This is a genomic window from Sphingomonas asaccharolytica NBRC 15499 (assembly GCF_001598355.1).
Taxonomy (GTDB): domain Bacteria; phylum Pseudomonadota; class Alphaproteobacteria; order Sphingomonadales; family Sphingomonadaceae; genus Sphingomonas; species Sphingomonas asaccharolytica.
The window spans coordinates 1-22238 of record NZ_BCYU01000057.1 but is presented as its reverse complement, the minus strand read 5'-3'; the positions used below and the strand labels follow the sequence as shown (position 1 = coordinate 22238).

27 protein-coding genes and 1 tRNA gene are annotated in these 22238 nt (G+C 65.8%); 8 read left to right on the top strand and 20 right to left on the bottom strand.

Annotated elements, in window-relative coordinates; all coding sequences use genetic code 11:
- Positions 1-35 precede the first annotated feature (35 nt).
- Positions 36-1382 carry a formimidoylglutamate deiminase gene (locus SAS01S_RS15160; RefSeq protein WP_066810278.1) on the top strand — a complete coding sequence of 449 codons (1347 nt, stop codon included), beginning with the start codon at positions 36-38 and terminating at the stop codon, positions 1380-1382.
- A complete protein-coding gene (gene hutC / locus SAS01S_RS15155; protein WP_066810277.1) occupies positions 1379-2050 on the top strand; it encodes a histidine utilization transcriptional repressor HutC in 672 nt (223 codons plus the stop codon). Before SAS01S_RS15160 ends, hutC begins: the two co-directional genes overlap by 4 nt.
- 30 nt (positions 2051-2080) lie before the next feature.
- Here hutC and SAS01S_RS15150 read toward each other — a convergent pair.
- Positions 2081-2155: transfer RNA gene (locus SAS01S_RS15150), tRNA-Thr, on the bottom strand.
- 96 nt (positions 2156-2251) lie between these two features.
- On the opposite strand from SAS01S_RS15150, the gene SAS01S_RS22855 reads away from it, so the two are divergent.
- On the top strand, positions 2252-2398 hold the full coding sequence (locus SAS01S_RS22855; RefSeq protein ID WP_169804969.1) for a hypothetical protein: 147 nt from the start codon (positions 2252-2254) through the stop codon (positions 2396-2398).
- 11 nt (positions 2399-2409) lie between these two features.
- Complete coding sequence (locus SAS01S_RS15145; protein ID WP_084239063.1) at positions 2410-3465, top strand: glycosyltransferase family 2 protein; 1056 nt, start codon at positions 2410-2412, stop codon at positions 3463-3465.
- Between the two features lie 101 nt (positions 3466-3566).
- Here SAS01S_RS15145 and SAS01S_RS15140 read toward each other — a convergent pair whose 3' ends face one another.
- Together SAS01S_RS15140 and SAS01S_RS15135 are read right to left on the bottom strand one after the other, a co-directional pair.
- Positions 3567-4298, bottom strand: coding sequence for a class I SAM-dependent methyltransferase (locus tag SAS01S_RS15140; RefSeq protein ID WP_066810275.1), 732 nt, complete (start codon positions 4296-4298; stop codon positions 3567-3569).
- Positions 4298-4678: a GtrA family protein gene (locus tag SAS01S_RS15135; RefSeq protein WP_245656930.1), complete on the bottom strand. Its 381-nt coding sequence runs from the start codon at positions 4676-4678 to the stop codon at positions 4298-4300. Before SAS01S_RS15135 ends, SAS01S_RS15140 begins: the two co-directional genes overlap by 1 nt.
- 106 nt (positions 4679-4784) lie before the next feature.
- On the opposite strand from SAS01S_RS15135, the gene SAS01S_RS15130 reads away from it, so the two are divergent.
- Positions 4785-6581 (top strand): AcrB/AcrD/AcrF family protein, encoded by a 1797-nt coding sequence (locus SAS01S_RS15130; protein ID WP_245656929.1) that lies wholly within the window; start codon positions 4785-4787, stop codon positions 6579-6581.
- Between the two features lie 141 nt (positions 6582-6722).
- Here SAS01S_RS15130 and SAS01S_RS15125 read toward each other — a convergent pair whose 3' ends face one another.
- From SAS01S_RS15125 to SAS01S_RS15085, 9 genes are all read right to left on the bottom strand, one after another.
- A complete protein-coding gene (locus SAS01S_RS15125) occupies positions 6723-7349 on the bottom strand; it encodes a MarC family protein (protein WP_066810273.1) in 627 nt (208 codons plus the stop codon).
- Positions 7346-7960, bottom strand: coding sequence for a hypothetical protein (locus SAS01S_RS15120; RefSeq protein WP_066810271.1), 615 nt, complete (start codon positions 7958-7960; stop codon positions 7346-7348). The genes SAS01S_RS15125 and SAS01S_RS15120 overlap by 4 nt, the downstream gene beginning before the upstream one ends.
- On the bottom strand, positions 7957-8832 hold the full coding sequence (folD, locus tag SAS01S_RS15115; RefSeq protein WP_066810269.1) for a bifunctional methylenetetrahydrofolate dehydrogenase/methenyltetrahydrofolate cyclohydrolase FolD: 876 nt from the start codon (positions 8830-8832) through the stop codon (positions 7957-7959). The genes SAS01S_RS15120 and folD overlap by 4 nt, the downstream gene beginning before the upstream one ends.
- Positions 8829-9152 carry a DUF167 domain-containing protein gene (locus SAS01S_RS15110; protein ID WP_245656928.1) on the bottom strand — a complete coding sequence of 108 codons (324 nt, stop codon included), beginning with the start codon at positions 9150-9152 and terminating at the stop codon, positions 8829-8831. The genes folD and SAS01S_RS15110 overlap by 4 nt, the downstream gene beginning before the upstream one ends.
- Positions 9125-9427, bottom strand: coding sequence for a YggT family protein (locus tag SAS01S_RS15105; RefSeq protein WP_066810267.1), 303 nt, complete (start codon positions 9425-9427; stop codon positions 9125-9127). The genes SAS01S_RS15110 and SAS01S_RS15105 overlap by 28 nt, the downstream gene beginning before the upstream one ends.
- Positions 9428-9530: 103 nt before the next feature.
- Positions 9531-10430, bottom strand: a complete 900-nt coding sequence (argB, locus tag SAS01S_RS15100; protein WP_066810266.1) for an acetylglutamate kinase — start codon at positions 10428-10430, stop codon at positions 9531-9533.
- 297 nt (positions 10431-10727) lie between these two features.
- On the bottom strand, positions 10728-11381 hold the full coding sequence (locus tag SAS01S_RS15095) for a queuosine precursor transporter (protein WP_066810265.1): 654 nt from the start codon (positions 11379-11381) through the stop codon (positions 10728-10730).
- 79 nt (positions 11382-11460) lie between these two features.
- On the bottom strand, positions 11461-11865 hold the full coding sequence (locus SAS01S_RS15090; RefSeq protein WP_066810263.1) for a hypothetical protein: 405 nt from the start codon (positions 11863-11865) through the stop codon (positions 11461-11463).
- A gap of 276 nt (positions 11866-12141) precedes the next feature.
- Complete coding sequence (locus tag SAS01S_RS15085) at positions 12142-12594, bottom strand: hypothetical protein (RefSeq protein ID WP_157082841.1); 453 nt, start codon at positions 12592-12594, stop codon at positions 12142-12144.
- A 260-nt stretch (positions 12595-12854) separates the two neighbouring features.
- On the opposite strand from SAS01S_RS15085, the gene SAS01S_RS15080 reads away from it, so the two are divergent.
- Entirely contained in the window at positions 12855-14132 is a 1278-nt protein-coding gene (locus SAS01S_RS15080; RefSeq protein WP_066810259.1) for a NupC/NupG family nucleoside CNT transporter, read from the top strand.
- 24 nt (positions 14133-14156) lie between these two features.
- Here the strand turns inward: SAS01S_RS15080 and SAS01S_RS15075 are convergent, their stop codons facing one another.
- From SAS01S_RS15075 to gluQRS, 7 genes are all read right to left on the bottom strand, one after another.
- On the bottom strand, positions 14157-15026 hold the full coding sequence (locus tag SAS01S_RS15075; protein ID WP_066810257.1) for a 3-hydroxybutyryl-CoA dehydrogenase: 870 nt from the start codon (positions 15024-15026) through the stop codon (positions 14157-14159).
- A gap of 79 nt (positions 15027-15105) precedes the next feature.
- Positions 15106-15882, bottom strand: coding sequence for a class I SAM-dependent methyltransferase (locus SAS01S_RS15070; protein WP_245656927.1), 777 nt, complete (start codon positions 15880-15882; stop codon positions 15106-15108).
- Complete coding sequence (gene egtD / locus SAS01S_RS15065; RefSeq protein ID WP_066810253.1) at positions 15879-16856, bottom strand: L-histidine N(alpha)-methyltransferase; 978 nt, start codon at positions 16854-16856, stop codon at positions 15879-15881. Before egtD ends, SAS01S_RS15070 begins: the two co-directional genes overlap by 4 nt.
- On the bottom strand, positions 16856-18115 hold the full coding sequence (egtB, locus tag SAS01S_RS15060; RefSeq protein WP_066810252.1) for an ergothioneine biosynthesis protein EgtB: 1260 nt from the start codon (positions 18113-18115) through the stop codon (positions 16856-16858). Before egtB ends, egtD begins: the two co-directional genes overlap by 1 nt.
- An 80-nt stretch (positions 18116-18195) precedes the next feature.
- On the bottom strand, positions 18196-18753 hold the full coding sequence (locus SAS01S_RS15055) for a cob(I)yrinic acid a,c-diamide adenosyltransferase (RefSeq protein ID WP_066810250.1): 558 nt from the start codon (positions 18751-18753) through the stop codon (positions 18196-18198).
- Positions 18754-18765: 12 nt separating this feature from the next.
- Entirely contained in the window at positions 18766-18999 is a 234-nt protein-coding gene (locus SAS01S_RS15050; protein WP_066810249.1) for a twin transmembrane helix small protein, read from the bottom strand.
- Between the two features lie 470 nt (positions 19000-19469).
- The gene (gluQRS, locus tag SAS01S_RS15045; RefSeq protein WP_066810248.1) at positions 19470-20330 is read right to left on the bottom strand and encodes a tRNA glutamyl-Q(34) synthetase GluQRS; all 861 of its coding nucleotides are present in this window, start codon (positions 20328-20330) and stop codon (positions 19470-19472) included.
- A 95-nt stretch (positions 20331-20425) separates the two neighbouring features.
- Here gluQRS and SAS01S_RS15040 point away from each other — a divergent pair, with 95 nt between their 5' ends.
- Positions 20426-20992: an HNH endonuclease gene (locus SAS01S_RS15040; RefSeq protein WP_066810247.1), complete on the top strand. Its 567-nt coding sequence runs from the start codon at positions 20426-20428 to the stop codon at positions 20990-20992.
- Between the two features lie 66 nt (positions 20993-21058).
- Here the strand turns inward: SAS01S_RS15040 and SAS01S_RS22600 are convergent, their stop codons facing one another.
- The gene (locus tag SAS01S_RS22600) at positions 21059-21205 is read right to left on the bottom strand and encodes a hypothetical protein (RefSeq protein WP_157082840.1); all 147 of its coding nucleotides are present in this window, start codon (positions 21203-21205) and stop codon (positions 21059-21061) included.
- 105 nt (positions 21206-21310) lie between these two features.
- Between SAS01S_RS22600 and SAS01S_RS15035 the strand changes: the two genes are divergently transcribed.
- A partial coding sequence (locus SAS01S_RS15035) for a phosphoenolpyruvate carboxylase (protein ID WP_157082839.1) occupies positions 21311-22238 on the top strand: 928 nt, incomplete at its 3' end.

Below are 22238 nucleotides of genomic sequence, written 5' to 3'. Positions count from 1 at the left end.
TTATTATGTCTAGACATAATCGACAGGAGGACCCGATGCCGTATCTCTGGTTCGAACGCGCATTGCTGCCGGATGGCTGGGCCGAACGGGTCCGCATCGCGATCGATGGGGCGACCATTGCTGCCATCGACACCGGCGTCATGCCGCAGCCCGGCGATCAGCGTCATGGCGCGGCGCTGCCCGGCCTGTGCAACGTCCACAGCCACGGCTTTCAGCGCGGCATGGCCGGTCTCTCGGAGCGCCGCGGTCGCCCCGACGACGATTTCTGGAGCTGGCGCGAAGTGATGTATCGCTTCCTCGACCGCCTGACTCCCGACGACATCGTCGCGATCACTGCCCAGGCCTATGTCGAGATGTTGGAGAGCGGGTTCACTCGTGTCGGCGAGTTCCATTACCTCCATAACGATGTCGACGGCGCCCGCTATGCCGACCTAGCCGAGACCGCGGGGGCGATCGTCGCGGCGGCGGAAACGACAGGCGTCGGCCTGACCCTGCTGCCCGTCTTCTATGCGCATGCCGATTTCGGCGGCGCTCCGCCCGCGCCGGGCCAGCGCCGCTTCATCTCGGATGTCGACAGGTTCGCCCGATTGGTCGAGGCGAGCCGCGCCAAATTGCCCGCCGACGCCGTGCTAGGCATCGCGCCGCATTCATTGCGTGCGGTCACCCCTGAGGAGCTCGCCGCGATTTTACCGCTCGCCAAAGACGGCCCGCTCCACATCCACGCCGCCGAACAGGTCCGCGAAGTCGAGGCCTGCGTCGCCTGGAGCGGCGCGCGTCCGGTCGAATGGTTGCTCGACAATGCCGAGGTCGACGCGCGCTGGTGCCTGATCCACTCGACTCATGTCGACGCCAGGGAAGCCACGCGGCTCGCGGCGAGCGGCGCGGTCGCCGGCCTGTGTCCGGTAACCGAAGCCAATCTCGGCGACGGCGTCTTCCCCGCGGTCGATTACCTCGCCGCAGGCGGACGGTTCGGCGTCGGCACCGATTCGAACATCCTGATCGACGCCGCGAGCGAACTCCGCGCCATCGAATATTCGCAGCGACTGACGCTCCGCAAACGTGCGCTGCTGGTCGATGGGGTCGAACCCTCGGTCGGCGCGACCTTGTTCGCCAAGGCGCAGGCCGGCGGCGCACAGGCGCTCGGCGCGACCAGCGGCATCGCCGTGGGGAATGCCGCCGACGTGGTCTCGCTCGACCTCCAGCACCCTGCCCTGGTCGGCGCCGGCACCGATTTGCTCGACCGCTGGATTTTCGCCGCGCGGCCGGGCGCGATCGACTCGGTCTGGCGCGGGGGCCGCAAGCTGGTCGGCCACGGCCGCCACATCGCCGCCGATACGATCGCCGATCGCTATCGCCGCACGGTCACCGCCTTGCTGGCATGACGGTCGAGGCGCGCATCCGCCGGGATATCGAGGCTCGCATCCATTCGGGCGAATGGCGGCCTGGCCACCGCATCCCCTTCGAACACGAACTCGTCGCGACTTATGGTTGCGCCCGCGCGACGGTCAGCAAGGCGCTGGGCGGTCTCGCCAGGGACGGCCTGATCGAGCGTCGCCGCAAGGCCGGCTCGTTCGTCGCGCACCCGCAGGCCCATTCGGCGGTGCTCGAAGTCCCCGATCTCGCGCAGGTCATCGCTTCGCGGGGGGAGGAATATCGCTGGCAGCTGACCAATCGCCGCGCGGCGGACAGCGCCGGCGAGGTCCCGCTACCGGCGCTGCTGGTCGAGGGCATGCATTTTGGTGGCGGCGAACCCTTCGCGCTCGAACGCCGCCTGATCGCGCTCGCGGCGGTCCCCGACGCGGCGAACGAAAGCTTCGCGGACGAAGCCCCCGGCACTTGGCTCCTCCACCACGTCCCCTGGACCGCCGCGCGCCACCGCATCCGCGCGGTCGAGGCAACGGCGGCCGAGGCGAAAGCGCTGGCGCTGCGACCGCGAGGTGCATGCCTGGAACTGGAGCGGATGACATGGCGCGCCGGCGAGGTGGTGACCCATGTACGGCAATTATTTCGCGGTGATCGCTTCGATCTTGTCGCCGAATTCAGGCCCTGAACGGGTCAAGTTCGCGGGACCGGAGAAAAATGGTGCTGCCGGTGAGGATTGAACTCACGACCTCAGCCTTACCAAGGATGCGCTCTACCACTGAGCTACGGCAGCACTCACGCGAGACCAAAGGCCCCGACGGAGGCGCGCCTATGTCCGTCGACCCGGATATTGTCAAGGCGCGGTCGGCGGGTTTAGGTGAATCCCGCCATGACCGCCAAGAACGACAAACCGGACCGCACCGCCCGCCTCGCCGAGCAATTGCGCGCCAATCTGCGCCGGCGCAAGACGCAGGCGCGCGAGGGTGCAGCCGTGGAAACCACGAAAGGCGATGACGCGGACCGCGCGGACGATTAAGCAGCAGCGCCATGCACCGTCCCAAACTGTCGATCGTCGTCCCCTGTTATAACGAGGCGCTGACCCTCGAAACGCTCCACGGCCGCGTCACCGCCGCCGCCAAGGCGGAGGTCGGCGAGGATTACGAACTCGTCCTGATCAACGACGGATCTAAGGACGACAGCTGGTCGATCATGCGCCGGCTGTCGCAAAGCGATCCGCGACTGGTCGCGATCAACCTGTCGCGCAATCACGGCCACCAGCTCGCGCTGACCGCCGGGCTCGATCTGTGCGCGGGCCAGCAAATCCTGATCATCGACGCCGATCTGCAGGATCCGCCCGAATTGCTAGGCGACATGCGCAGGATGATGGCCGCCGAGGATGCCGACGTCGTCTATGCCGTGCGCCGCAAGCGCGAGGGCGAGACCTTGTTCAAAAAAGCGACCGCCGCGGCTTTCTATCGCCTGCTCGATCGCGTCACCGATACGCCGATCCCGCTCGACACCGGCGATTTCCGGCTGATGTCGCGCCGCGCGCTCGACGCGTTCCTGTCATTGCCCGAACAGGCGCGCTTCATTCGCGGCATGGTCGCGTGGATCGGCTTCCGCCAGGTGCCGTTCCCTTATGACCGCGCCGAGCGCTTCGCCGGCGAAACCAATTATCCGCTGTCGAAGATGCTGCGTCTCGCGTTCGATGCGATGACCGGCTTTTCGACCAAGCCGCTGACCTTCGCCAGCCATGTCGGCCTCGCGCTGACCGGGGCGTCGTTCCTGTTGCTGATCTATATCGCGTTTGGATTCTTCTCAGGGAGCGCGGTGCCGGGCTGGACGAGCCTAGCGTTCATCGTCGTGCTGCTCGGCGCGGTGCAGATGTTCGTGCTCGGGATGATCGGCGAGTATCTCGGGCGGCTGTACGTCGAGTCGAAGCGGCGGCCGCTCTACCTGGTGTCCGATGTCGCGGGGCCAGTGCAGGGCAAGGCGACGTTGGGCTATCGCGCCGAGGATCGCGAGACGCCATTCCCCTCCCGTTTACGGGAGGGGCTAGGGGAGGGCGTGCCGCCCACTCCCCACGCCAAGGCCGCCGAATAACAGGCCCTCCCCCGACCCCGCACTGAGTGAACGATGCCCCGCATCGTTCAGGCCATGCCGGGGGCATGGCCGACCCTGCGCGCGCAAGCGGGAGGGGAGAGTCAGCTCTTCGGCACCGCCAGGGTCAGGATCGACACACCCGGCGTCATCGGCACTCGTCCGACCATGTGACGTTCGAGCCGGAAGATCGTCTCGAACAATTTGTTGACCGGGCCCGGCGGTGGCGAATCGTCGCTGTCGTCGCGGCCGGTCATCCTGCCGGCAACACGCGCGGCGGCGGCGAGCGGGAACAGCAGCGAATTGAAATAGCCGAACTTGCGCGTCTCCAGCCCGGCCGCGTCGATCGCCTTTTTCAGGCTGGCCTTAGAATAACGGCGATGATGATGATTCACCACGTCGTGCGCCGACCACATCCATTGATGCGCGGGCACGGCGATCAGGATCTTGCCGCCGGGCTTCAGGCACTCCTTCATCGCGCGCAACGCGGCGACATCGTCGTCGATATGCTCGACCACGTCGAGCACCGCGATCATGTCGTACGCGCCGCGCTCGATCCCCGGCAGCGTCGGCAGCGGCGCGTCGCTGACCGGCTTGTTGAGCCGTTTGCTGGCGATCGCCGCGGCGGCGGGGTCGATCTCGATCGCGTCGACGTCGCCGAATTGCTGGAGCATCGCGAGGTTGTGCCCGGTGCCGCACCCGATCTCTAGGATGCGCGCCTGCTTGGGCAAATCGGCATAGCGCGCGACATAATCGTGCAAGATGTCGCGGCGCGCGACATACCACCAATGCGACGAATCATGCTCCGCCATGCGGTCGTAAACGATACGGTCCATTAGGCGAACACCAACCAGCGATTGAGGATGAAGGTGAAGATCGTCGCCAGCGCGATCGCCGGCAAAAGCGGCGCCCAGGCCGGATAGCCGAGCAACGCGGTGCCGACCCAGGTGATCACGGCATTGAGCCCCATGCCCGACGCCTGCACCATGACGAATTTGACCTGCTGCGTGCCGCCCGGCTGGCGTGTGCCATGTCCCTTGAAGCTCCAGCGGCTGTGCAGGAAGAAGCCGGCGGTCACCGCGACGGCGAAGGCGAAGGGGACGGCATAGACCGCCTGTGCGCCGCGAAACACCCAAATGGTAAGCGGCAGATAGACCGCCGAATAGATCAGCGTCGATATCCCGCCGGCAACGCCGAAGCGCACCAGCTGGCCCATCAGCCCGCTTTCTCGCCACGTATCGATTTGTTTGAGAATTGCCGTCACACGCTTGCCCCGGGAGTGCGCGCCGCCGTAATGCGCATCCAGGCGCGAGGGAAGCATTTTGAGCAAGATCGAAAGCTGGTGGTCCGATCTGGTCGTTGAACTCGACCGGCACTGGATCAAATACGCGCTGCTCGCCTGGTTCATCGTCAGCCTGTGGTATGTCATCACCGCCTGGCCGCAGGTCCGGTCGCTGGGGCTCGGCGATACCGACGACAATATGCGGCTGATGCAGGTCCGCGCGCTGCTCAACGGGCAGGATTGGTACGATCTGCGAGATTACTATCTCAACCCGCCGGGCGGCTTCGATATCCATTGGAGCCGCATCGTCGACTTGCCGATCGCCGGGCTGATCCTGATCCTGCGGCCGTTCATCGGCACGCCCTGGGCCGAGCGGGTGGCGTGCGGCATCGCGCCGCTGTTGCCGCTGTCGATCGCGTTTATCGGCCTGGGCGCCACGGTCCGCCGGCTGGTCAGCCCGCACGCCTGGCCGCTGGCGATGGCTTTGCTGGTCTGTGCGTGCACGCCGACGATGCTGATGTTCGCGCCCGATCGCATCGATCATCACGGCTGGCAGCTGGCGATGCTCAGCCTGACCGTCGCCGGATTGTGCGATCCCAAAGGCGCGCGCGGCGGGGTGATCGTTGGGCTGGCGAGCGCGGTCAGCCTCTCGATCGGTCTGGAAATGCTGCCTTACGCCGCGATGGCGGGCGCGATCATCGCGCTGCAATGGATCTGGGATCGCGGCGAGGCGCGGCGGGTTGCTGCCTATGGCGTCAGTCTGGCGAGCGGCACCGCGCTCGGCTACGGCGCGTTCGCGTCCTATGCCAATTCGGTGATGCGCTGCGACGCGCTGACGCCGGTCTATTTGACCGTGATGCTGGTGGCGGGCGGCTTGCTGTTCGTCCTGGCGTGGTTGAGCCCGGCGTCGCGCTGGGCGCGGCTCGGCCTTGCCGTCGCTGCCGGGGCGGTGATCGTCGCCGGGTTCGCCTGGCTGTTCCCGCAATGTCTGGGGCGCCCCGAACAGGTATCGCCCGAATTGGTGAAAAATTGGCTCGACAATGTGCGCGAGGCGAAGCCGATCTACCAGCATCCCTTCCGCCAGGCGTTCCCGATCGTCACCTTGCCGATCATCGGCCTGCTCGGCGCGGCGATCGCCACCAAGCGCGCCATCGACGGTCGCGCAGCCAACATGGTCGGCTGGTCGGCAGTGACGTTGTTCACTTTGTTCGCCTGCCTGATGCTATTGTGGCAGACGCGCGCCGGGCCGGCGGCGCAATTGCTGGCGGTGCCGGGTGCGGCGGCGTTGATCTGGATCGCGGTGCCGTTGCTGCTCGACAGCCCCAACATGCTGGTCCGCGTGCTCGGCCCGGTCGCGGTGGTATTGATCGCCTCCGGCATGTTCAGCGGCCTCTCGCTCAAATTCCTGCCGATCGACAAGCCCGACGCGCGGATGACGACGATCAATCGCGCCAGCGCGCGATGTCCCTCCTTCGCCAGCCTCGCGCCGCTCGACCGATATCCGAGCGCGACGATCTTCAGCTTCGTCGATCTCGGGCCAAGGATCATCGTCGTCACGCATCACAAGGCGGTGGCTGGGCCGTATCACCGCAATGGCGACGCGATTCTGGACGTCCAGCACGCCTTCGGCGGATCGCCCGACCAGTTCCGCGCGATCGCCAAGAAGCATGGCGCGACGTTGCTGCTGATCTGCCCAAATATGGCCGAATCGACGATCTATCGGGTGCGCAATCCGGGTGGGTTCTATGACCGGATGGCCAAGGGCGAGAGCTTCGTGTTTCTCGAGCCGTTGCCGTTGCCGAAGAACTCGCCGCTGCGGCTGTTCAGGATCAACTAACCTGCGTCACCTCAGCGAAAATAACGCCGTCACGCCAGCGTTAGCTGGGGTCTCTGGAGATGGAGCAATGCGGTTTGAGACCCCAGCTTTCGCTGTGGTGACGGTGGGGCGCTGGGTGACGGTTGAGGTCGGGGCGACGGGTTAGATCAGCCCCAGGCTGATCCGGATTCCGTCGATCACGAACTGCACCGCCAGCGCGCCAAGCAGCACGCCCAGGATGCGCGTGATGACGGCCTCGATCCGAGCGCCGAGCAACCGCATCAACGGACCGGCCGCCAACAACGCCGCCAGGGTCAGCGCCAGGATCGTCGCCAGCGCAGCGAGCACTATCGCGACTTTCTCGAGGCCGTGATTGCGGCTCATCATCAGCATGACCGAGGCGATCGACCCTGGCCCGGCGATCATCGGCATCGCCATCGGGAAGATCGAGACATCCTCGACCTCAGGCGTCTGTGCGACCTTGGCGGCGCGGTCCTCGCGGCGTTCGGTGCGCTTCTCGAATACCATTTCGAGCGCGATCAGGAACAGCATGATCCCGCCGGCGATGCGGAAGGCCGCCAGGCTGACGCCCAGCGCCTTGAGCATCGCCTCGCCGACCGCGGCGAACACGAACAGGATGATCGCGGCGACGACTACGGCGCGGATCGCCATCGAACGGCGATGCGCCGGCGTCGCGCCATGCGTCAGCCCGGCATAGATCGGCGCGCAGCCGGGCGGATCGATGACGACGAAAAAAGTGACGAGCGCCGAGAGGTAGAGCTCGATCATCCCGCAGCGGTCCGGTCGGCGATGACCTGCTTCATCCGGCGACCGTCCCAAAGCCACACGTCCAGGCTTTGCCCGCCATCCGGGGCGACGTGCCAGCGCCATGCGAGCGTGCGATCATCGGACTGGCCTTCGCCGGTCTCGCCATCGCGATAGCGTACTGCCGCCACGGTCGTCGGTCGGCCGTTGCACGATGCCCGCGTCACGCGCGGACGCTCGCCGGCGGCGCGCGGGCTAGCCAAGGCATCGCCTCTATCGACCAGCCATTTCCACCCGCCACCTGGCCGTCGCGCCCAGATCGTCGAGAAATAGCCCGCGGCCTTGGCCCAGCCCCGAATCCAGGGCCCCGTATTGGCCGCATATCCGCCGTCGCAGGACACGAAGCTGTCGGCGGCCCACCACATGACCGAGTTGGAAGGGTCCTTGCGATCCTTCAGCCAGATTTGCGCCTTGGTTGGCTGCGGCAGGAACATCACCGCCTCGTCATCCGCCCAGCGGCGAAAGGCCGTCCACTGACCGTCGGTCTGCGCATCACGCGCAAAGGATCGTTCAGCCTCGGCCGCGCTGCGCGGCGCGTCGCCCGATGCCGCCAGCATCAGCAGCAACGGGATCACAGCGCGTCCTTGTCGTACGCCACGCCCGCCCGGCGGTGCGCGGACACCAACGTATTCCTAAGCAGCACCGCGATCGTCATCGGCCCGACGCCGCCCGGGACCGGGGTGACCGCGCCCGCGACGCTGAGCGCGCCGGCAAAGTCGACATCGCCGACCAGGCCCCGTTCGGTGCGGTTGATGCCGACATCGATCACGCAAGCGCCCGGCTTGATCCACTCGCCCTTGACCATTGCCGGCCGGCCGACCGCCGCCACGACGATATCGGCGCGCTTGACCACGCTCGACAGGTCCTTGGTCTTCGAGTGCGCCACGGTGACAGTGCAACTTTCCTGAATGAGGAGTTGCGCCATCGGCTTGCCGACGATGTTCGACCGCCCAATCACCACCGCATCCAGCCCGGCGAGATCGCCCAATTGATCCTTCAGCAGCATCAGGCAGCCAAGCGGCGTGCAGGGCACGAAGCCATGGAGCCCCGTCGCCAGCCGCCCCGCGTTGACCGGGTGGAAGCCGTCGACATCCTTGTCGGGGTCGATCCGCGTGATCACTGCCCGCTCGTCGATATGGCCGGGCAGGGGCAGCTGGACCAGGATGCCGTCGACCGCTGGGTCGGCATTGAGTCTGTCGACCAGCGCGATCAGATCGGCCTGCGATGTGTCGGCGGGAAGCTTGTGCTCGAAGCTTTCCATCCCCGCGCCGATGGTCGCCTTGTGCTTGTTGCGGACATAGACCGCCGAGGCGGGATCTTCGCCCACCAGCACCACTGCCAGCCCGGGGGCGCGGCCCGCGGCGGCGCGAAAGCTCGCGACCTGTTGCGCCACGCGCTCGCGCAATCCTTGCGCGAACGCTTTGCCATCGATGATGCTCGCCGTCATGGCTCGGCCTGATAGAGCGCGGCGGCGATCTTCGCCAGCGCCTCGGCGTCTCCGGCGATCGCCAGCCGCTTCAATCTGGCGTGATCGCCGGCGATCAGCCGCACGTCGCGCTTGGCCACTCCGAAATGCCTGGCCGCGAGATGGATCAGCGCGGCGTTGGCGGCGCCGTCGACCGGCGGCGCGTTGAGCCGCGCCACGGCATGGCCGGGACCCGGCGATAATTCATTGCGCGACGATCGCGGCGTCACGCGCACCGCGATCTCGATCCCGTCCTGTGTCGCGCGCCAGCCGCTCAGAGCGCGCCCGCGCCCACCCACCACAAGGCCAGCCGCCCGATCGCGATCTGGAGGCACCAGATGATCAGCAGCACGACCAGTGGCGACAGATCGAGCGCGCCGAAATCGGGCAGGATGCGCCGGATCGGCCGATAGAAAGGCTCGGTGATCCGATCGAGCGCCGTCCATATCGCGCGCACGGTATCGTTGTGCGTGTTGATGACGTTGAACGAAATGAGCCAGGACAGGATCGCCTGGATGATGATGATCCACTGCGCGACGGTCAGCAGGACCTGCAGGATACTGAGGATGGTAATCAAGTTTGTCTCCGGACGTGCGGCCCCGTCCGGATCGATATAGGAACGAATCGGTCGCGAACAGCCCTTGGAACGTGATGACGGAGCAAACTCACGCCATCACGCTCTAGGCGCGCACCAGCGTGCCGGCGCCGCGCCGGGTGAAGATTTCGAGCAGCATGCCGTGCGGCACCCGGCCGTCCAGGATGACCGCCGCTTCGACCCCGGCCTCGACCGCGGCGACGCAGGTATCGACCTTGGGGATCATCCCGCCGGAGATGGTGCCGTCATCCTTCATCGCCTCGATCGCCGCGCGGTCGAGGTCGGTCTGGAGCTCGCCCGCCTTGTTGAGCACGCCGGCGACATCGGTCAGCAGGAAGAAGCGCGTGGCGCCCAGCGCCCCGGCGATCGCGCCCGCCATCGTGTCGGCGTTGATATTATAGGTTTCGCCGTCCGCGCCCAGCGCGACGGGTGCGACGATCGGGATGAAGCCGTCGCGCGCCAGGTTCTTGAGGATCGAGGGATCGACCTTCACCGGCTCGCCGACGAAGCCGAGGTCGACATGGCGTTCGATCCCAGAATTGCGGTCGGGTTCGGTGCGAGTGACCTTTTTGGCGATCACCAGATTGGCGTCCTTGCCCGAAATGCCGACTGCGCGGCCGCCCAGCGCGGCGATCCAGCCGACGATTTCCTTGTTGATCTTGCCGGCCAGGACCATCTCGGCAACCTCGGCAGTGGCGGCATCGGTGACGCGCAGCCCCCCGATGAATTCCGATTCGACCCCCAGCCGCTTAAGCATCGCCCCGATCTGCGGGCCGCCGCCATGGACGACGACCGGGTTGATCCCGACCGCCTTGAGCAGCACCACGTCCTCGGCGAAGTCGCGCTGCGCCTCGGGATCGCCCATCGCATGGCCGCCGTATTTGATGACGAAGGTCTGCCCCGCGTAGCGCTGCATGTACGGCAGCGCCTCGACGAGCGTTTCGGCCTTGGCGAGCAATTGGGGCGAGGGGCTATGGTCGGTCATGGGCGCGCCATACTCATTCCGTCACCGCAGCGAAAGAATATCAGGCGGCTCGTGTCTCGGACGATCTAGGCGTGGATGTCACGCTCAATCGGATCTAGTTCGAGCGACGGAGAGAGATGCCAGCTTCCGCCGGTAGGGCAGCGCCAAGTGGATCGATCCGACCATCCCACATCCGCAATTCGTCATGCCGGGCTTGTCCCGGCATCCACCGGGCACCGCGCCCTAGCGCTCAAGCCTCTTGCTTCTCGGGTGGCGGCACGGTGGACCCCGGCACAAGGCCGGCGTGACGGTGAACAATCAGGCGCGATCCAGCTTTTTTCCCAGCGCGACGAAGCCGGTGATCAGGAACGGCACCAGCACGATCGACAACACGATCTTGGTCAGCATCTGGCCTTCCATCAGCTGGAGGATCGGGCGCTCGCCGTAAAAGGAGATGGTGATGAACAGCAAGGTATCGACGATCTGACTGATCACGCTTGCCACCATGCCGCGGAACCAGACCAGCCGGCCCTTGCCTTCCTGGCCCTTAAGCTTGGAGAAGATGAAAACGTTCAAGGTTTGAGAGGTGCCGTAGGAGACGAATCCCGCCAGCATCATCCGTACGCTCTGACCGACGACGATCGGGAAAGCATCGATCGCCGGCGGATACATGCCGGGATCGTGCGGCAGCGCGAGCACGATCTGGATCAGCGCGGCCGAGGTGAACAAGGGCACGAAGCCGAGCCGGACCAGCATCGTCGCGGTCTTTTGCCCATGTATCTCGGCGACCGCGCTCGACAGCACGACCAGCAACAGGAAGCCGAAAATGCCCGCCTCGACCGCGAGTGGCCCCAGCGCGACTTGTTTGACGCCCAGCACGCCCGCCATGCAGACCATGCCGCCATAAAGGATCGAGAAGACGAAGAGCGAACGAGGCAGCTGTACCTGGGGGGCGGGGGCGGGTGTTTCCATGCAGATCAACGCTAGCGGCAATTCCGCTAACGTCAAACGGCCCGGTCGACAGGGGATCGACCGGGCCGCCCCCGGTGGGTCACTTCAGCCGCTTGTTGCACGCGCTCCAATATTGCGGCCAGGTCTGGCCGGGTGCGATCTTGCCGGCGGCCTTGTCGGCCTTCCACTGGTTGCCGCACTCGTGCTGGCGAGACGCGGTCGCGCTCTGTGCCGCGCTGCGCGGACGCTTGGCGCCAGTCGGTGCGGCTGGTTTGTCGCCACTAACCGCGGCGGGTTCGTTGACGGCGGATTTGGGCAGCGTGCCGCGGCATTGCGCGAGGAACTGCATCCAGGTCTGCCCGGCGGGCAAGGTGCCGGCCGTCTTCGCTTCGCGGTATTTCGCGCCGCAGATTTTCATCGGATTGTCGGCGGCCAACGCCGGGGTCGCCAGCATACCAAGGCCTGCAATCCCGATCGCGGCCGTCGCGGTCTTCAACATCGTCATCCCACATCCTTCCTCTGCGGCTGCTCGCCGCCGGCGGTGGCCGACCGGAGGATACCGGCGGCCGTGGGATGGGAGATATCGCATTCGGGGCATCCGAGTCCGCGATTACCTCCAAAACCGATCATTTTGTTCGATATTCGTTCCCGGCCTGTGCCGCAAACTGAGATGCGCACCGCTAGGGCATCCAGAAGGCAAAGACGGCGGGGTGCACCCAAGCATGTCGTCAACCTACGGCAACAGCCCGGCCGGTTGCCGCCGGCCGGGCGCTTGGAGCAGTTACTTCATACGCTTGTTGCACGCGCTCCAATATTGCGGCCAGGTCTGGCCGGCGGGAAGCTTGCCCGCCGCTTTGTCGGCGCGATATTGCGCGCCGCACTGACGCTCGCGCGCGTACATGGCGGCCTGCGCCGGGCTCGGCTGGCCAGGGGTTTTGGGCGGCTTGGCGACAGCAACGCGCTTCGGGGCGGGTTTCGCCGCGGCGACCGGCTTCGCGGCGGCGACCACCGGCTTGGCCGGCGTGGTTACCGCGGCGGCCTTGGGCAGCGAGGCCCGGCATTGCGCCAGATATTGGCTCCATGTCTGGCCGGCGGGCAGGGTCTTGGCGGTCTTGGCGGCTTGATATTTGGCGCCGCAGACCTTCATTGCATTATCCGCTGCAAATGCCGGAGCGGCAGCGCCGATCCCCGCCAGCATCGCCGCGGCCGCCGCCAACTTCATCATATGAGTCATCGTTCCATGCTCCCTCGCAGGCGCCCCCGGGCCACGCGGCCCGGGCTGTCCGCTTTATACTGCGTGATCCTGCGAAGATGAACGCCAGATGACTGAATTTACATGCCGAAGAAGCCGTTGGTAAGGACGTCGGCCAAGGGGCTGTCCTAGTCCGATTTTTGCCGCCATAGTTGTCGCCAATTCGAACGATCGCATGCGCGGGCGCAGGGTGTTGCCCGGCGCCACGGGCACCAGATGAGTGAGTGGGGGCTTACCAACACATGCCACGTTTCCTGATCGGCGTTGCCGGCATCCTTGTCATTCTGGCGATCGCCTATCTGCTTTCCGCCAACCGCAAGGCGATCCGCTTGCGCGTCGTCGGCGCGGCGTTCGCGCTCCAGGCGGTGATGGCGGTGCTGGTGCTGTACGTGCCGGCCGGCAAATTGGTGATCGAAAAGATGGCGGGCGGGGTCACCGCGTTGCTCAATTACGCGCACGAAGGCACCAATTTGATCCTCGGTCCGCTGGCGACCGATCCCAAGTTCAAGGATGGCTTCGCGATTTCCGCGCTCCCGGTGATCATCTTCTTCGCCGCTTTGGTGTCGGTGCTCTATCACCTCGGCATCATGCAGTTGATCGTGCGCTGGCTCGGCGGCGCGATCGAAAAAGTGGTCGGCGTCAGCAAGGTCGAATCCTTGTGCGCCGCGGCCAATATCTTTGTCGGCCAGTCCGAGGCGCCGCTGGTCATCCGGCCCTATCTCGCCGCGCTCACGCCGCCGCAATTGTTCGCGGTGATGTCGGTCGGCATGGCGGGCGTCGCGGGCACGATCCTCGCCGCCTATGCGGCGTTGCTCGGGCCGAACTCTCTGCCGTATCTGCTCGCCGCCTCATTCATGGCGGCGCCCGGCGGGTTGCTGATGGCCAAGCTGATCATGCCCGACGAGCTGGTGCCCGCGGGCGAATTGCCGCTCGAAGGCGGCGCGGCCGTCCTGGCGCATGAGGATGACGCGATCCGCGTCGCCGAGGTGCATATCGAGGAAGAGCGCGCGTCCAACGTCATCATGGCGGCGGCGATGGGGGCGCAGACCGGCGTGAAGATCGCGGTCGCGGTGGCGGCGATGGTGCTCGCCTTCGTCTCGCTGGTCGCGTTGGCCAACGGATTGCTCGGCTGGGTGGGCAGCTGGTTCGGCTATCCGACGCTCAGTTTCCAGGGACTGTTGGGCGACGTGTTCGCGCCGGTCATGTATTTGCTCAACATCCCGTGGAACGAGACCGGCGCCGCCGGGCAATTGTTCGGGCAGAAGATCGTGCTCAACGAATTCGTCGCGTTCATCGACCTCGGCCAGATGAAGAATCTGTCACCGCGCACCACCGCGATCGTCACTTTCTCGCTGTGCGGCTTCGCCAATTTCTCGTCGATCGCGATCCAGATGGCCTCGACCGGCAGCCTGGCGCCCAATCAGCGGCCGATGATCGCCAAGCTCGGTTTGCGCGCGCTGGCGGCGGGCAGCCTCGCCAATTTGATGTCGGCGGCGCTGGCGGGGATGCTGATTCCCTAACGAGCCACCGCCAATCCCGACGCTTCACCGCGTCGGAACCGGCTCCGCGCCCGAATAATCGTAGAAGCCGCGCCCGGTCTTGCGGCCGTACCAGCCGGCTTCGACATATTTGACCAGCAGCGGTGCCGGGCGGAATTTGGGATCGCCGGTGCCTTCGAACAGCACGCGGGTGATTTCCAGGCACGTGTCGAGCCCGATGAAATCGGCGAGCGTCAGCGGCCCCATCGGGTGGTTGAGTCCGAGCTGGCAGGCGAGGTCGATGTCGTGGATCGTCGCCACCCCTTCGCCGAGCGCGAAGCAAGCCTCGTTGAGCATCGGCATCAGGATGCGGTTAACGATGAAGCCGGGCGCATCGTTGGCGCGGACGACCTGCTTGCCGAGCGCGGCGGTATAGGTCTCGATCAGCTGGACGGTCTCGTCGCTGGTAGCGAGGCCTCGGATGATCTCGATCAGCCCCATCACCGGGACGGGATTGAAGAAGTGCACGCCGATGAATCGCTTGGGATCGGGCGTCGCCTGGGCGAGCCGCGTGATCGGGATCGACGAAGTGTTCGACGCCAGCACCGCATGGGGGCCCAGCACCTTGCCGACTTCGGCGAAGATCGCGCGCTTGATTTCCTCGCGCTCGGTCGCCGCTTCGATGATCAGGCCGCATTTGCCCATCGCGGACGGGCCCTCGATCGTCTCGATCCGTGCGAGCGCCTGATCGGCGACCTCGGCAGTGATCTTTTCCTTCGACACGGCGCGCGCCAGCTGGGCCGCGATACCGGCCTTGCCGGCATCGGCGCGTTCCTTGGTCACGTCGGCGAGCAGCACGTGATAGCCGGCTTGTGCCGACACCTGCGCGATGCCTGCGCCCATCTGTCCCGCTCCGATCACGCCTACGCTCTGCATGTCATTTCCCGTTCAAGCTGTTGCGGCCGAGGCCGATCCGGTCCGCCCTAGCCAAAGCGGCGGGCGGGCGGCAACCCGGTCAGTCGATCCGGCGGCAATCATAGCCGGGCGTGACATACGGGAAGTGGGCCTTGGGCTTGCCAGCCAGTTCGGGCGTCGCTGCGATCATTGCGCGAACCTCCTCGACCAGGGCTGCGCGGCGATCGTCGGGCAAGGCGGCGATGAAGCTGGTCGACAAGGTGCGGCCGACGATGACCTCCTCGGGTGTCCCGACGTGATCGTAGCGCATCGCGGTCTCGTGGAGCGGGGTGAAGCCGGGCGCCGGGAAGACGTGACGCCATGCTTGGGATTTCTGGCGCGGGGCATCGTCCTGATAGCGATCGGTGATCTCCGACAATCGCCGCACCCAGGGAACCTCATTATCGCGCACGTTCCAGATCAGTCCGAGCGTCCCGCCTGGACGCAGCACGCGACGGAATTCAGCGAGCACCTGCGGGGTGGCGAACCAGTGGAAGGCGGTGGCGCAGATCACGGCATCGACCGACTCAGCGGCTATCGGCAAATCCTCGGCGGTGGCGACGGCGGTCGCGACGCCCGGCACTGTCGCTACGAGATGGGCAAGCATCTCCACCACGGGGTCGGTGCCGAGAATCTTGGCGCCGGTTTCCAGGATCAGGCGCGTGAACAGCCCTGTCCCCGCGCCGACTTCCACCACGCGGCTGTCCGGCCCGATTCCAATCCGGTCGCGCAACCAATCGACCGCCTCGCCCGGATAGGCCGGCCTGCTCGCGGCATAAACGTCTGCTCCATCCGCGAAGCCGGTCGCGGCGGCGCGATGCACGCCGGCTGTCGTCACGGCGCGGGGCGCGGCGGCTGGGCCTCGGCGAGATAGAGCGCGAACTGGTCGCACGGGTCGGTCCATTCGGCGATCGGTGTCCACCCACCCGAGCGCAGTAGCAGGCGCGCGTCGCGCGGACCGTATTTGTGGCTATTCTCGGTGTGGATCGTCTCGCCCGCCGCCATCTCAAACGGGCGATCCTCGACCGTGAACAGCACATCGCGCACGGCTTCCAGGTGCATTTCGATCCGCGCACGATCGTCGTTCCAGATCGCGCGGTGGCGGAAAGCCTCGACCGGGATCGTCCCGTCGAGCTCGCGGTTGATCCGTTCGAGCAGGTTGAGGTTGAACTGCGCGGTCACGCCGGCAGCATCGTCGTAAGCGCGTTCGAGCACGCCCACATCCTTGATCCGATCCATCCCGATCAGCAGCATCGCGCCCTGGCCGAGCGACGCGCGCATCGCGCGCAGCAGGTCGGTCGACGACAAGGGGATCATATTGCCGATCGTCGATCCGGGGAAGAAGCCCAGCTTGGGCGCCGCGCGGACCTGTTGCGGCAGTGCGATCGGCTTGAGGAAATCGGCCTCGACCGGGAACACCGGGAGACCGGGGAAGCGCTCGGCCAGCGCGCGCGAGGATTCGCGCAGGAAATCGCCCGAAATATCGATTGGCACATAGGCCGAAGGATCGAGCGCCTTGAGGACGATCGGCGTCTTGGTCGATGATCCCGACCCGAATTCGACCACCGCACGGCCCGGTCCGACACGCTCGGCGATCTCTTCCGCGACCGATCGAAGCAAAGCGGTCTCGGTCCGCGTCGGATAATATTCCGGCAATTCGGTGATCGCCTCGAACAATTCGGAGCCACGATGGTCGTAGAACCACCGTGCCGGAATCGCGCGCGGCCGTCGCGCCAGCCCATCGATCACGTCGGCGCGGAAGGCGGGATCCGCGAAACTTCGGGTGCCGTCCTCGATTTCCTGTTTGAGCATCAGATATCCTTGGCAAGGCGCACGCCGGTGAATTGCCAGCGCTGATGGGGGTAGAAGAAGTTGCGGTAGCTGGCGCGAGCATGGCCGCGCGGCGTGGCGCATGATCCGCCGCGCAGCACGAACTGCCCGCTCATGAACTTGCCGTTATATTCGCCGACCGCGCCCTCGGCCGGATGGAAGCCCGGATAGGGGCGATAGGCGCTGCCGGTCCATTCCCAGACGTCGCCGAAAAACGCGGGTCCGCCAGGGGAGGGGCGCGGTTCGACCGGTCCGGCGACGTCCAACTGGTTGCCGCTGTCGGGATCGTATCCCGCCGCCGCCGCTTCCCATTCGACTTCGGTCGGCAATCGCGCGCCGGCCCAACTGGCATAAGCATCCGCCTCGAAGAAGCTGACATGGGTGACCGGCGCGGCGGGATCGATCGGCCGCCGCCCGTCGAGCCCGAAGCGAGTCCAGGCGTCGTCGCGCCGCTCCCAATATAGCGGCGCCGTCACGCCCTCGCGCTGCACCCAAGCCCAGCCGTCGGACAGCCAATGGCGCGGCTCGGCATAGCCGCCATCGGCGATGAACGCGGCCCATTCGCCGTTGGTCACGGTACGATCGGCGATGGCATGCGGGTGGAGCAGCGCGCTGTGGCGCGGCCCTTCGCAATCGAACGCGAAATGCGGGCTGTCGTGTCCGATCTCGACCACGCCGCCGGGATGCTCGATCCAGCCCAGCGCATCGGGCATGCCGACCGGCACCTTGCGCGCGCCCGGCCAGATCGCCGGCTCGATCGGATTTTCCGAAAACAGATGGAGGATGTCGGTCAGCAGCAATTCCTGATGCTGTTCCTCATGATGACAGCCGAGACGGACCAGTTCGCGCGCCTCTTCCGGCAATGTCGGCAACGCCGCCGCCAGCGCGGCGTCGACCGCGGCGCGATAGCCCAACACCTCGTCCAGGCTTGGCCGCGTCACCATACCGCGCCGCGCACGGCTGTGACGGCTGCCTTCCGCCTCGTAATAACTGTTGAACAGGAACGGGAAGCGATCGTCGTGGAGCCTGTAGCCGGGCACGAAATCGCGCAACACGAACGTTTCGAAGAACCAGGTAGTGTGCGCCAGATGCCATTTGGCCGGCGACGCATCCTCCATCGACTGCACCGTCGCATCGGCGTCCGACAGCGGCGCGACCAGCGCGACACTCAGCCCGCGCACCGCCGCATAACGGGCGCCAAGCGCTTCCGGAGTCGGGCGGAGGCCAAGTCGCGTTCTCATTATGTTCCTCTTTTCGGTCGTTTCGCCGATGGAGTCAATCGCTCACATAGGAAGTACGGGCCGAAACCCAAGCCGGATAATCAGCGCGAGGCGCCGGGAACCCAGAGAACGTCGCTGGCGCCCAAATTGTTCAATCGCCGTGCGGCGACGAACAGCCAGTCGGAGAGGCGATTGATATAGGTCAAGGCCTTGGGATTGAGCGCGTTGTTGACAGCGGCGGCAACCGCGCTGCGCTCGGCGCGGCGGACGATCGCCCGCGCCAAATGAAGCTGCGCCGCACCGGCCGCGCCGCCGGGCAGGACGAAGCTGGTCAGCGGCGACAAAGCAGCGTTCATCGCGTCGATCTCGCGTTCGAGCCGGTCGACCTGCTCCGCGGTCACGCGCAACCCGCCTTCTATGTCGAGCGGGGTCGCGAGATCGGCGCCGAGATCAAACAATTCGTTCTGGACGCGCCGCAAGTGTGTCGCAGCGTTCTCGTCGTCGATCGACACCAGCGCCACGCCGATCGCGCTGTTCGCTTCATCGACGTCGCCGATCGCCGCCATCAACGGGTCGGCCTTGGAAATACGCCCGCCGCCGACCAGCCCGGTGGTGCCGTCGTCGCCGGTGCGCGTGTAGATCTTGTTGAGCTTGACCATCAGGTCAGCTGCTCAATGCTGGCGGCCGACGAGCAACAGCAAGAGCACTGCGATCAGGATCGCCACCGCCTGAAAGATGATCCGGTACATCATCATCTGGTTCGACCGGATCGAGGTCGCGCTGGGGCCTTCGCCGCTCTTCACATCGTCGGTCGCGCCCTTGAGGAACAGGATGACGCCGCGGACCAAGGCGGCAACGGTCGCGATCATCGCGGCGATGAGCAGGAGGGCGAGGAAAGTGGTCATGGGGCTTATCTAAGCGCGGTCGAGCGTGAAGCCAATGGGTGGCGGAGGCCCCGCGGGAACTCAACGGGTATGCCTGCCGCGGTGTAGGTCTGCTCTTGGTGGTTAGCCGTCTTTCATGGGCATTGGTTGAAAACGTAACACCCCGTCATCGTCATGGTTGGGGGGAGGGCGAGGAAAGCGACAACTGCCAAGCCAGCAATGCCAATTGCGTAAATCCGCCAGGGCCCGCGGCAAAGCAACCAGATCGAGCCGACAAGCCAACACAAGGCTAGAATCGCGTATCCGATAATTCCTATTCGATCAGCTGCAGAGGGGAAAAGGCCCGGTCCTGTCAGGAGCAGACAATATCCCGCCATAACAACGATGGTGACTATGCTCGTCCGCATGAGCCGCACTCTGGGGCGTTACCCGCACGTCCGCCAGCGGGCCGTAAGCCTCCATCGTCGCCACCATGGGCACGTTGAAAAGCGCTAGCCATCAAAATCAAACCCGCCGGGAAGGTCGCCTGCACGCAGCCGGTTGGCGAGCGCTACACCGTCCATGCCCTCCGAGCGCCAGTCGGCCAGGGTCGGCGCGCCGTGGCGCTTGGCGAGGCGGTTACTCTCGGCATCGAGCACCAGCGGATGATGGTGGTAGATCGGCTCGGGCAGGGCGAGCACCGCCTGGAGCAGGCGTTGTGCGTGCGTGGAAGGCATGATGTCGCGTCCGCGCACGACATGGGTCACGCCTTGCGCCGCGTCGTCGACCACCACCGCGAGATGATAGCTCGCCGGCCGGTCCTTGCCCTTGAGCACTAGGTCGCCGAGCAATTGCGGATCGACCGGCATCGTGCCGGCTAGTTCGTCGGTCCAGCTGAGCGACCCGGCGCGCCGCGCCGCTTCGCCGGCGTCGAGCCGCCAGGCGAACGCCTCGCTTGCCATCCGCTCCGCGCGCGTCGCCGGGTCGATCGCGCGGCAGGTGCCGGGATAGAGCGGTCCGTCGGGGCCATGCGGTGCGTGCAGGCTCGCGGCAACTTCGCGCGCGATCTCGGCGCGGGTGCAGAAACAGGGATAGGCCAGCCCGTCGTCGCGCAGGCGGTCGAGCGCGGCGTCGTACAGTGCGAGCCGCTCGGACTGGACCGCCATATCGTCCCAGCCGAGCCCCAGCCATTCGAGATCCTCGATAATGCCGGCGACATGTTCGGGCCGCGACCGCGTCATGTCGGTATCCTCGATCCTCAACAGGAACTGCCCGCCATGGTCTCGCGCGCGGTCATGCGCCTGGATCGCCGACCAGGCGTGGCCCAAATGCAACCCTCCGGTCGGGCTCGGCGCGAAACGGCTGACGATCATCGCGGCGACTCTTGACCACGAGTCATGGCCTGTGCTGTCATCATGGCGTCATCCTGATCGGCTTTACGCCCGCCAGGAAAGCGAAGGGGGAAGGTGTGTTTCATCCCGACCTAATGCGACATCCGGACAGTTGTCCGGCGTTGGTGCTGAACGCGGATTATACCCCGCTCAGCTATTACCCGCTCTCCGTCTGGCCATGGCAGACCGCCGTCAAGGCGGTCTTTTTGGATCGGGTCGATATCGTCGCGCATTACGAACGCGAAGTGCGCAGCCCGACCTTCGCGTTGAAGCTGCCCAGCGTGATCGCGCTCAAGCAATATGTCCGGCCGAGCGCCTTCCCGGCCTTCACCCGGTTCAACCTGTTCCTGCGCGACCGTTTCCAATGCCAATATTGCGGCACGCACAAGGATCTCACCTTCGATCACGTCATCCCGCGCGCTTATGGCGGACGCACGACCTGGGAGAATGTCGCCACCGCCTGCGCGCCGTGCAATCTGCGCAAGGGCGGGCGCACTCCGCGCGAGGCGAAGATGCCGCTCCATGTCGAGCCAATCCGCCCGACCAGCTGGCAGCTGCAGGAACATGGGCGGAGTTTTCCGCCGAACCATCTGCACGATACCTGGCATGACTGGTTGTACTGGGATGTCGAGCTGGAGGCTTGAGGGCTGCGGCACCGAAAACAGTCATTCTCGGGCATTATTCGAGCAAAATGACGCGGCTGGGTGAACTCAACCCGTCATGCCGGGCTCGTCCCGGCATCCACTGTGCGGCAGACCGAACGGCCTGAGTTCCTCGTCCTGCGCCGGCGGCACGGTGGATTCCGGCACAAGGCCGGGATGACGGTTGGGATATAGACGCTTGCTGATCTGTTTCATGCAAACGTATGCGCCCTCCGTGAGCGCATTTTGGAATAAAATGCCATGAGCGGGTCCGATAACGAAACGATTGACCCAAATCGCGCTGCAGTGCAGCAGGGCGACATGGCCGACCTCCCCACTATCACCAACAATCCCGACGTGCGGTTCCTCGGAAAATTGCTCGGCGACGTGATCCGCGCTTATGGCGGGGAGGCGCTGTTCAAGCGCACCGAATATATCCGCTCGGCCTCGGTCGATCGCCATCGCGGTGTTGGCGGCGATGTCGATCTCGGGCTCGACAGGCTGTCGCTCGACGAGACGCTCGATTTCGTTCGCGGCTTCATGCTGTTCTCGATGCTCGCCAACCTGGCCGAGGACCGGCAGGGCGTGGCCGCCGAGCCGGGGGCGGATGTCGCGGCGGCGCTTCAACGGCTGGCGGATGAAGGGATCGGCAAGGACAAGGTGATGGATTTGCTCGAGCACGCTTTGGTCGCGCCGGTCCTCACCGCGCACCCGACCGAAGTGCGGCGCAAGTCGATGATCGACCATCGCAACCGCATCGCGCAATTGATGGCGCTGCGCGATCGCAAGGTGGCGACGACCCAGGAAGGCGACGATGTCGAGCAGGCGATCACGCGCCAGATCGCGCTCTTGTGGCAGACGCGCGTGCTGCGGCGCGAGCGACTGTACGTCGCCGATGAGGTGGAGACCGCGCTGTCCTATCTGCGCGACGTGTTCCTGCCGGTGCTGCCCGGTCTCTATCAGCGCTGGGATCGCGCGCTCGGCGAACGCACACCGAGCTTCCTCAAGCCGGGCAGCTGGATCGGTGGCGATCGCGATGGCAATCCCAATGTCGTCGCGGAATCGCTCACCGCCGCGCTGGCGCGGTCGTGCGAGGCGGTGCTCGGTTATTATCTCGACGCGGTCCATGCGCTTGGTGCCGAATTGTCGATCTCGACCGATCATGCGCGAGTCAGCGACGAATTGCTCCAGCTGGCGGCGGCGAGCGGCGACGATGCGCCGAGCCGCGATGACGAGCCGTATCGGCGGG

Bases quoted from the DNA above. Each gene is read 5' to 3' on its own strand.
- SAS01S_RS15135 (WP_245656930.1), bottom strand. From the start codon at position 4,678: ATGGGCCAGCTGGTGCGCTTCGGCGTTGCCGGCGGGATATCGACGCTG.
- SAS01S_RS15090 (WP_066810263.1), bottom strand. From the start codon at position 11,865: ATGACGATGTTGAAGACCGCGACGGCCGCGATCGGGATTGCAGGCCTT.
- SAS01S_RS15095 (WP_066810265.1), bottom strand. From the start codon at position 11,381: ATGGAAACACCCGCCCCCGCCCCCCAGGTACAGCTGCCTCGTTCGCTC.
- SAS01S_RS15160 (WP_066810278.1), top strand. From the start codon at position 36: ATGCCGTATCTCTGGTTCGAACGCGCATTGCTGCCGGATGGCTGGGCC.
- SAS01S_RS15050 (WP_066810249.1), bottom strand. From the start codon at position 18,999: ATGACCACTTTCCTCGCCCTCCTGCTCATCGCCGCGATGATCGCGACC.
- SAS01S_RS22600 (WP_157082840.1), bottom strand. From the start codon at position 21,205: ATGAAACAGATCAGCAAGCGTCTATATCCCAACCGTCATCCCGGCCTT.
- gluQRS (WP_066810248.1), bottom strand. From the start codon at position 20,330: ATGATCGTCAGCCGTTTCGCGCCGAGCCCGACCGGAGGGTTGCATTTG.
- SAS01S_RS15145 (WP_084239063.1), top strand. From the start codon at position 2,410: ATGCACCGTCCCAAACTGTCGATCGTCGTCCCCTGTTATAACGAGGCG.
- SAS01S_RS15075 (WP_066810257.1), bottom strand. From the start codon at position 15,026: ATGCAGAGCGTAGGCGTGATCGGAGCGGGACAGATGGGCGCAGGCATC.
- egtB (WP_066810252.1), bottom strand. From the start codon at position 18,115: ATGAGAACGCGACTTGGCCTCCGCCCGACTCCGGAAGCGCTTGGCGCC.
- SAS01S_RS15080 (WP_066810259.1), top strand. From the start codon at position 12,855: ATGCCACGTTTCCTGATCGGCGTTGCCGGCATCCTTGTCATTCTGGCG.
- SAS01S_RS22855 (WP_169804969.1), top strand. From the start codon at position 2,252: ATGACCGCCAAGAACGACAAACCGGACCGCACCGCCCGCCTCGCCGAG.
- SAS01S_RS15055 (WP_066810250.1), bottom strand. From the start codon at position 18,753: ATGGTCAAGCTCAACAAGATCTACACGCGCACCGGCGACGACGGCACC.
- folD (WP_066810269.1), bottom strand. From the start codon at position 8,832: ATGACGGCGAGCATCATCGATGGCAAAGCGTTCGCGCAAGGATTGCGC.
- SAS01S_RS15125 (WP_066810273.1), bottom strand. From the start codon at position 7,349: ATGATCGAGCTCTACCTCTCGGCGCTCGTCACTTTTTTCGTCGTCATC.
- SAS01S_RS15140 (WP_066810275.1), bottom strand. From the start codon at position 4,298: ATGGACCGTATCGTTTACGACCGCATGGCGGAGCATGATTCGTCGCAT.
- argB (WP_066810266.1), bottom strand. From the start codon at position 10,430: ATGACCGACCATAGCCCCTCGCCCCAATTGCTCGCCAAGGCCGAAACG.
- SAS01S_RS15085 (WP_157082841.1), bottom strand. From the start codon at position 12,594: ATGACTCATATGATGAAGTTGGCGGCGGCCGCGGCGATGCTGGCGGGG.
- hutC (WP_066810277.1), top strand. From the start codon at position 1,379: ATGACGGTCGAGGCGCGCATCCGCCGGGATATCGAGGCTCGCATCCAT.
- egtD (WP_066810253.1), bottom strand. From the start codon at position 16,856: ATGCTCAAACAGGAAATCGAGGACGGCACCCGAAGTTTCGCGGATCCC.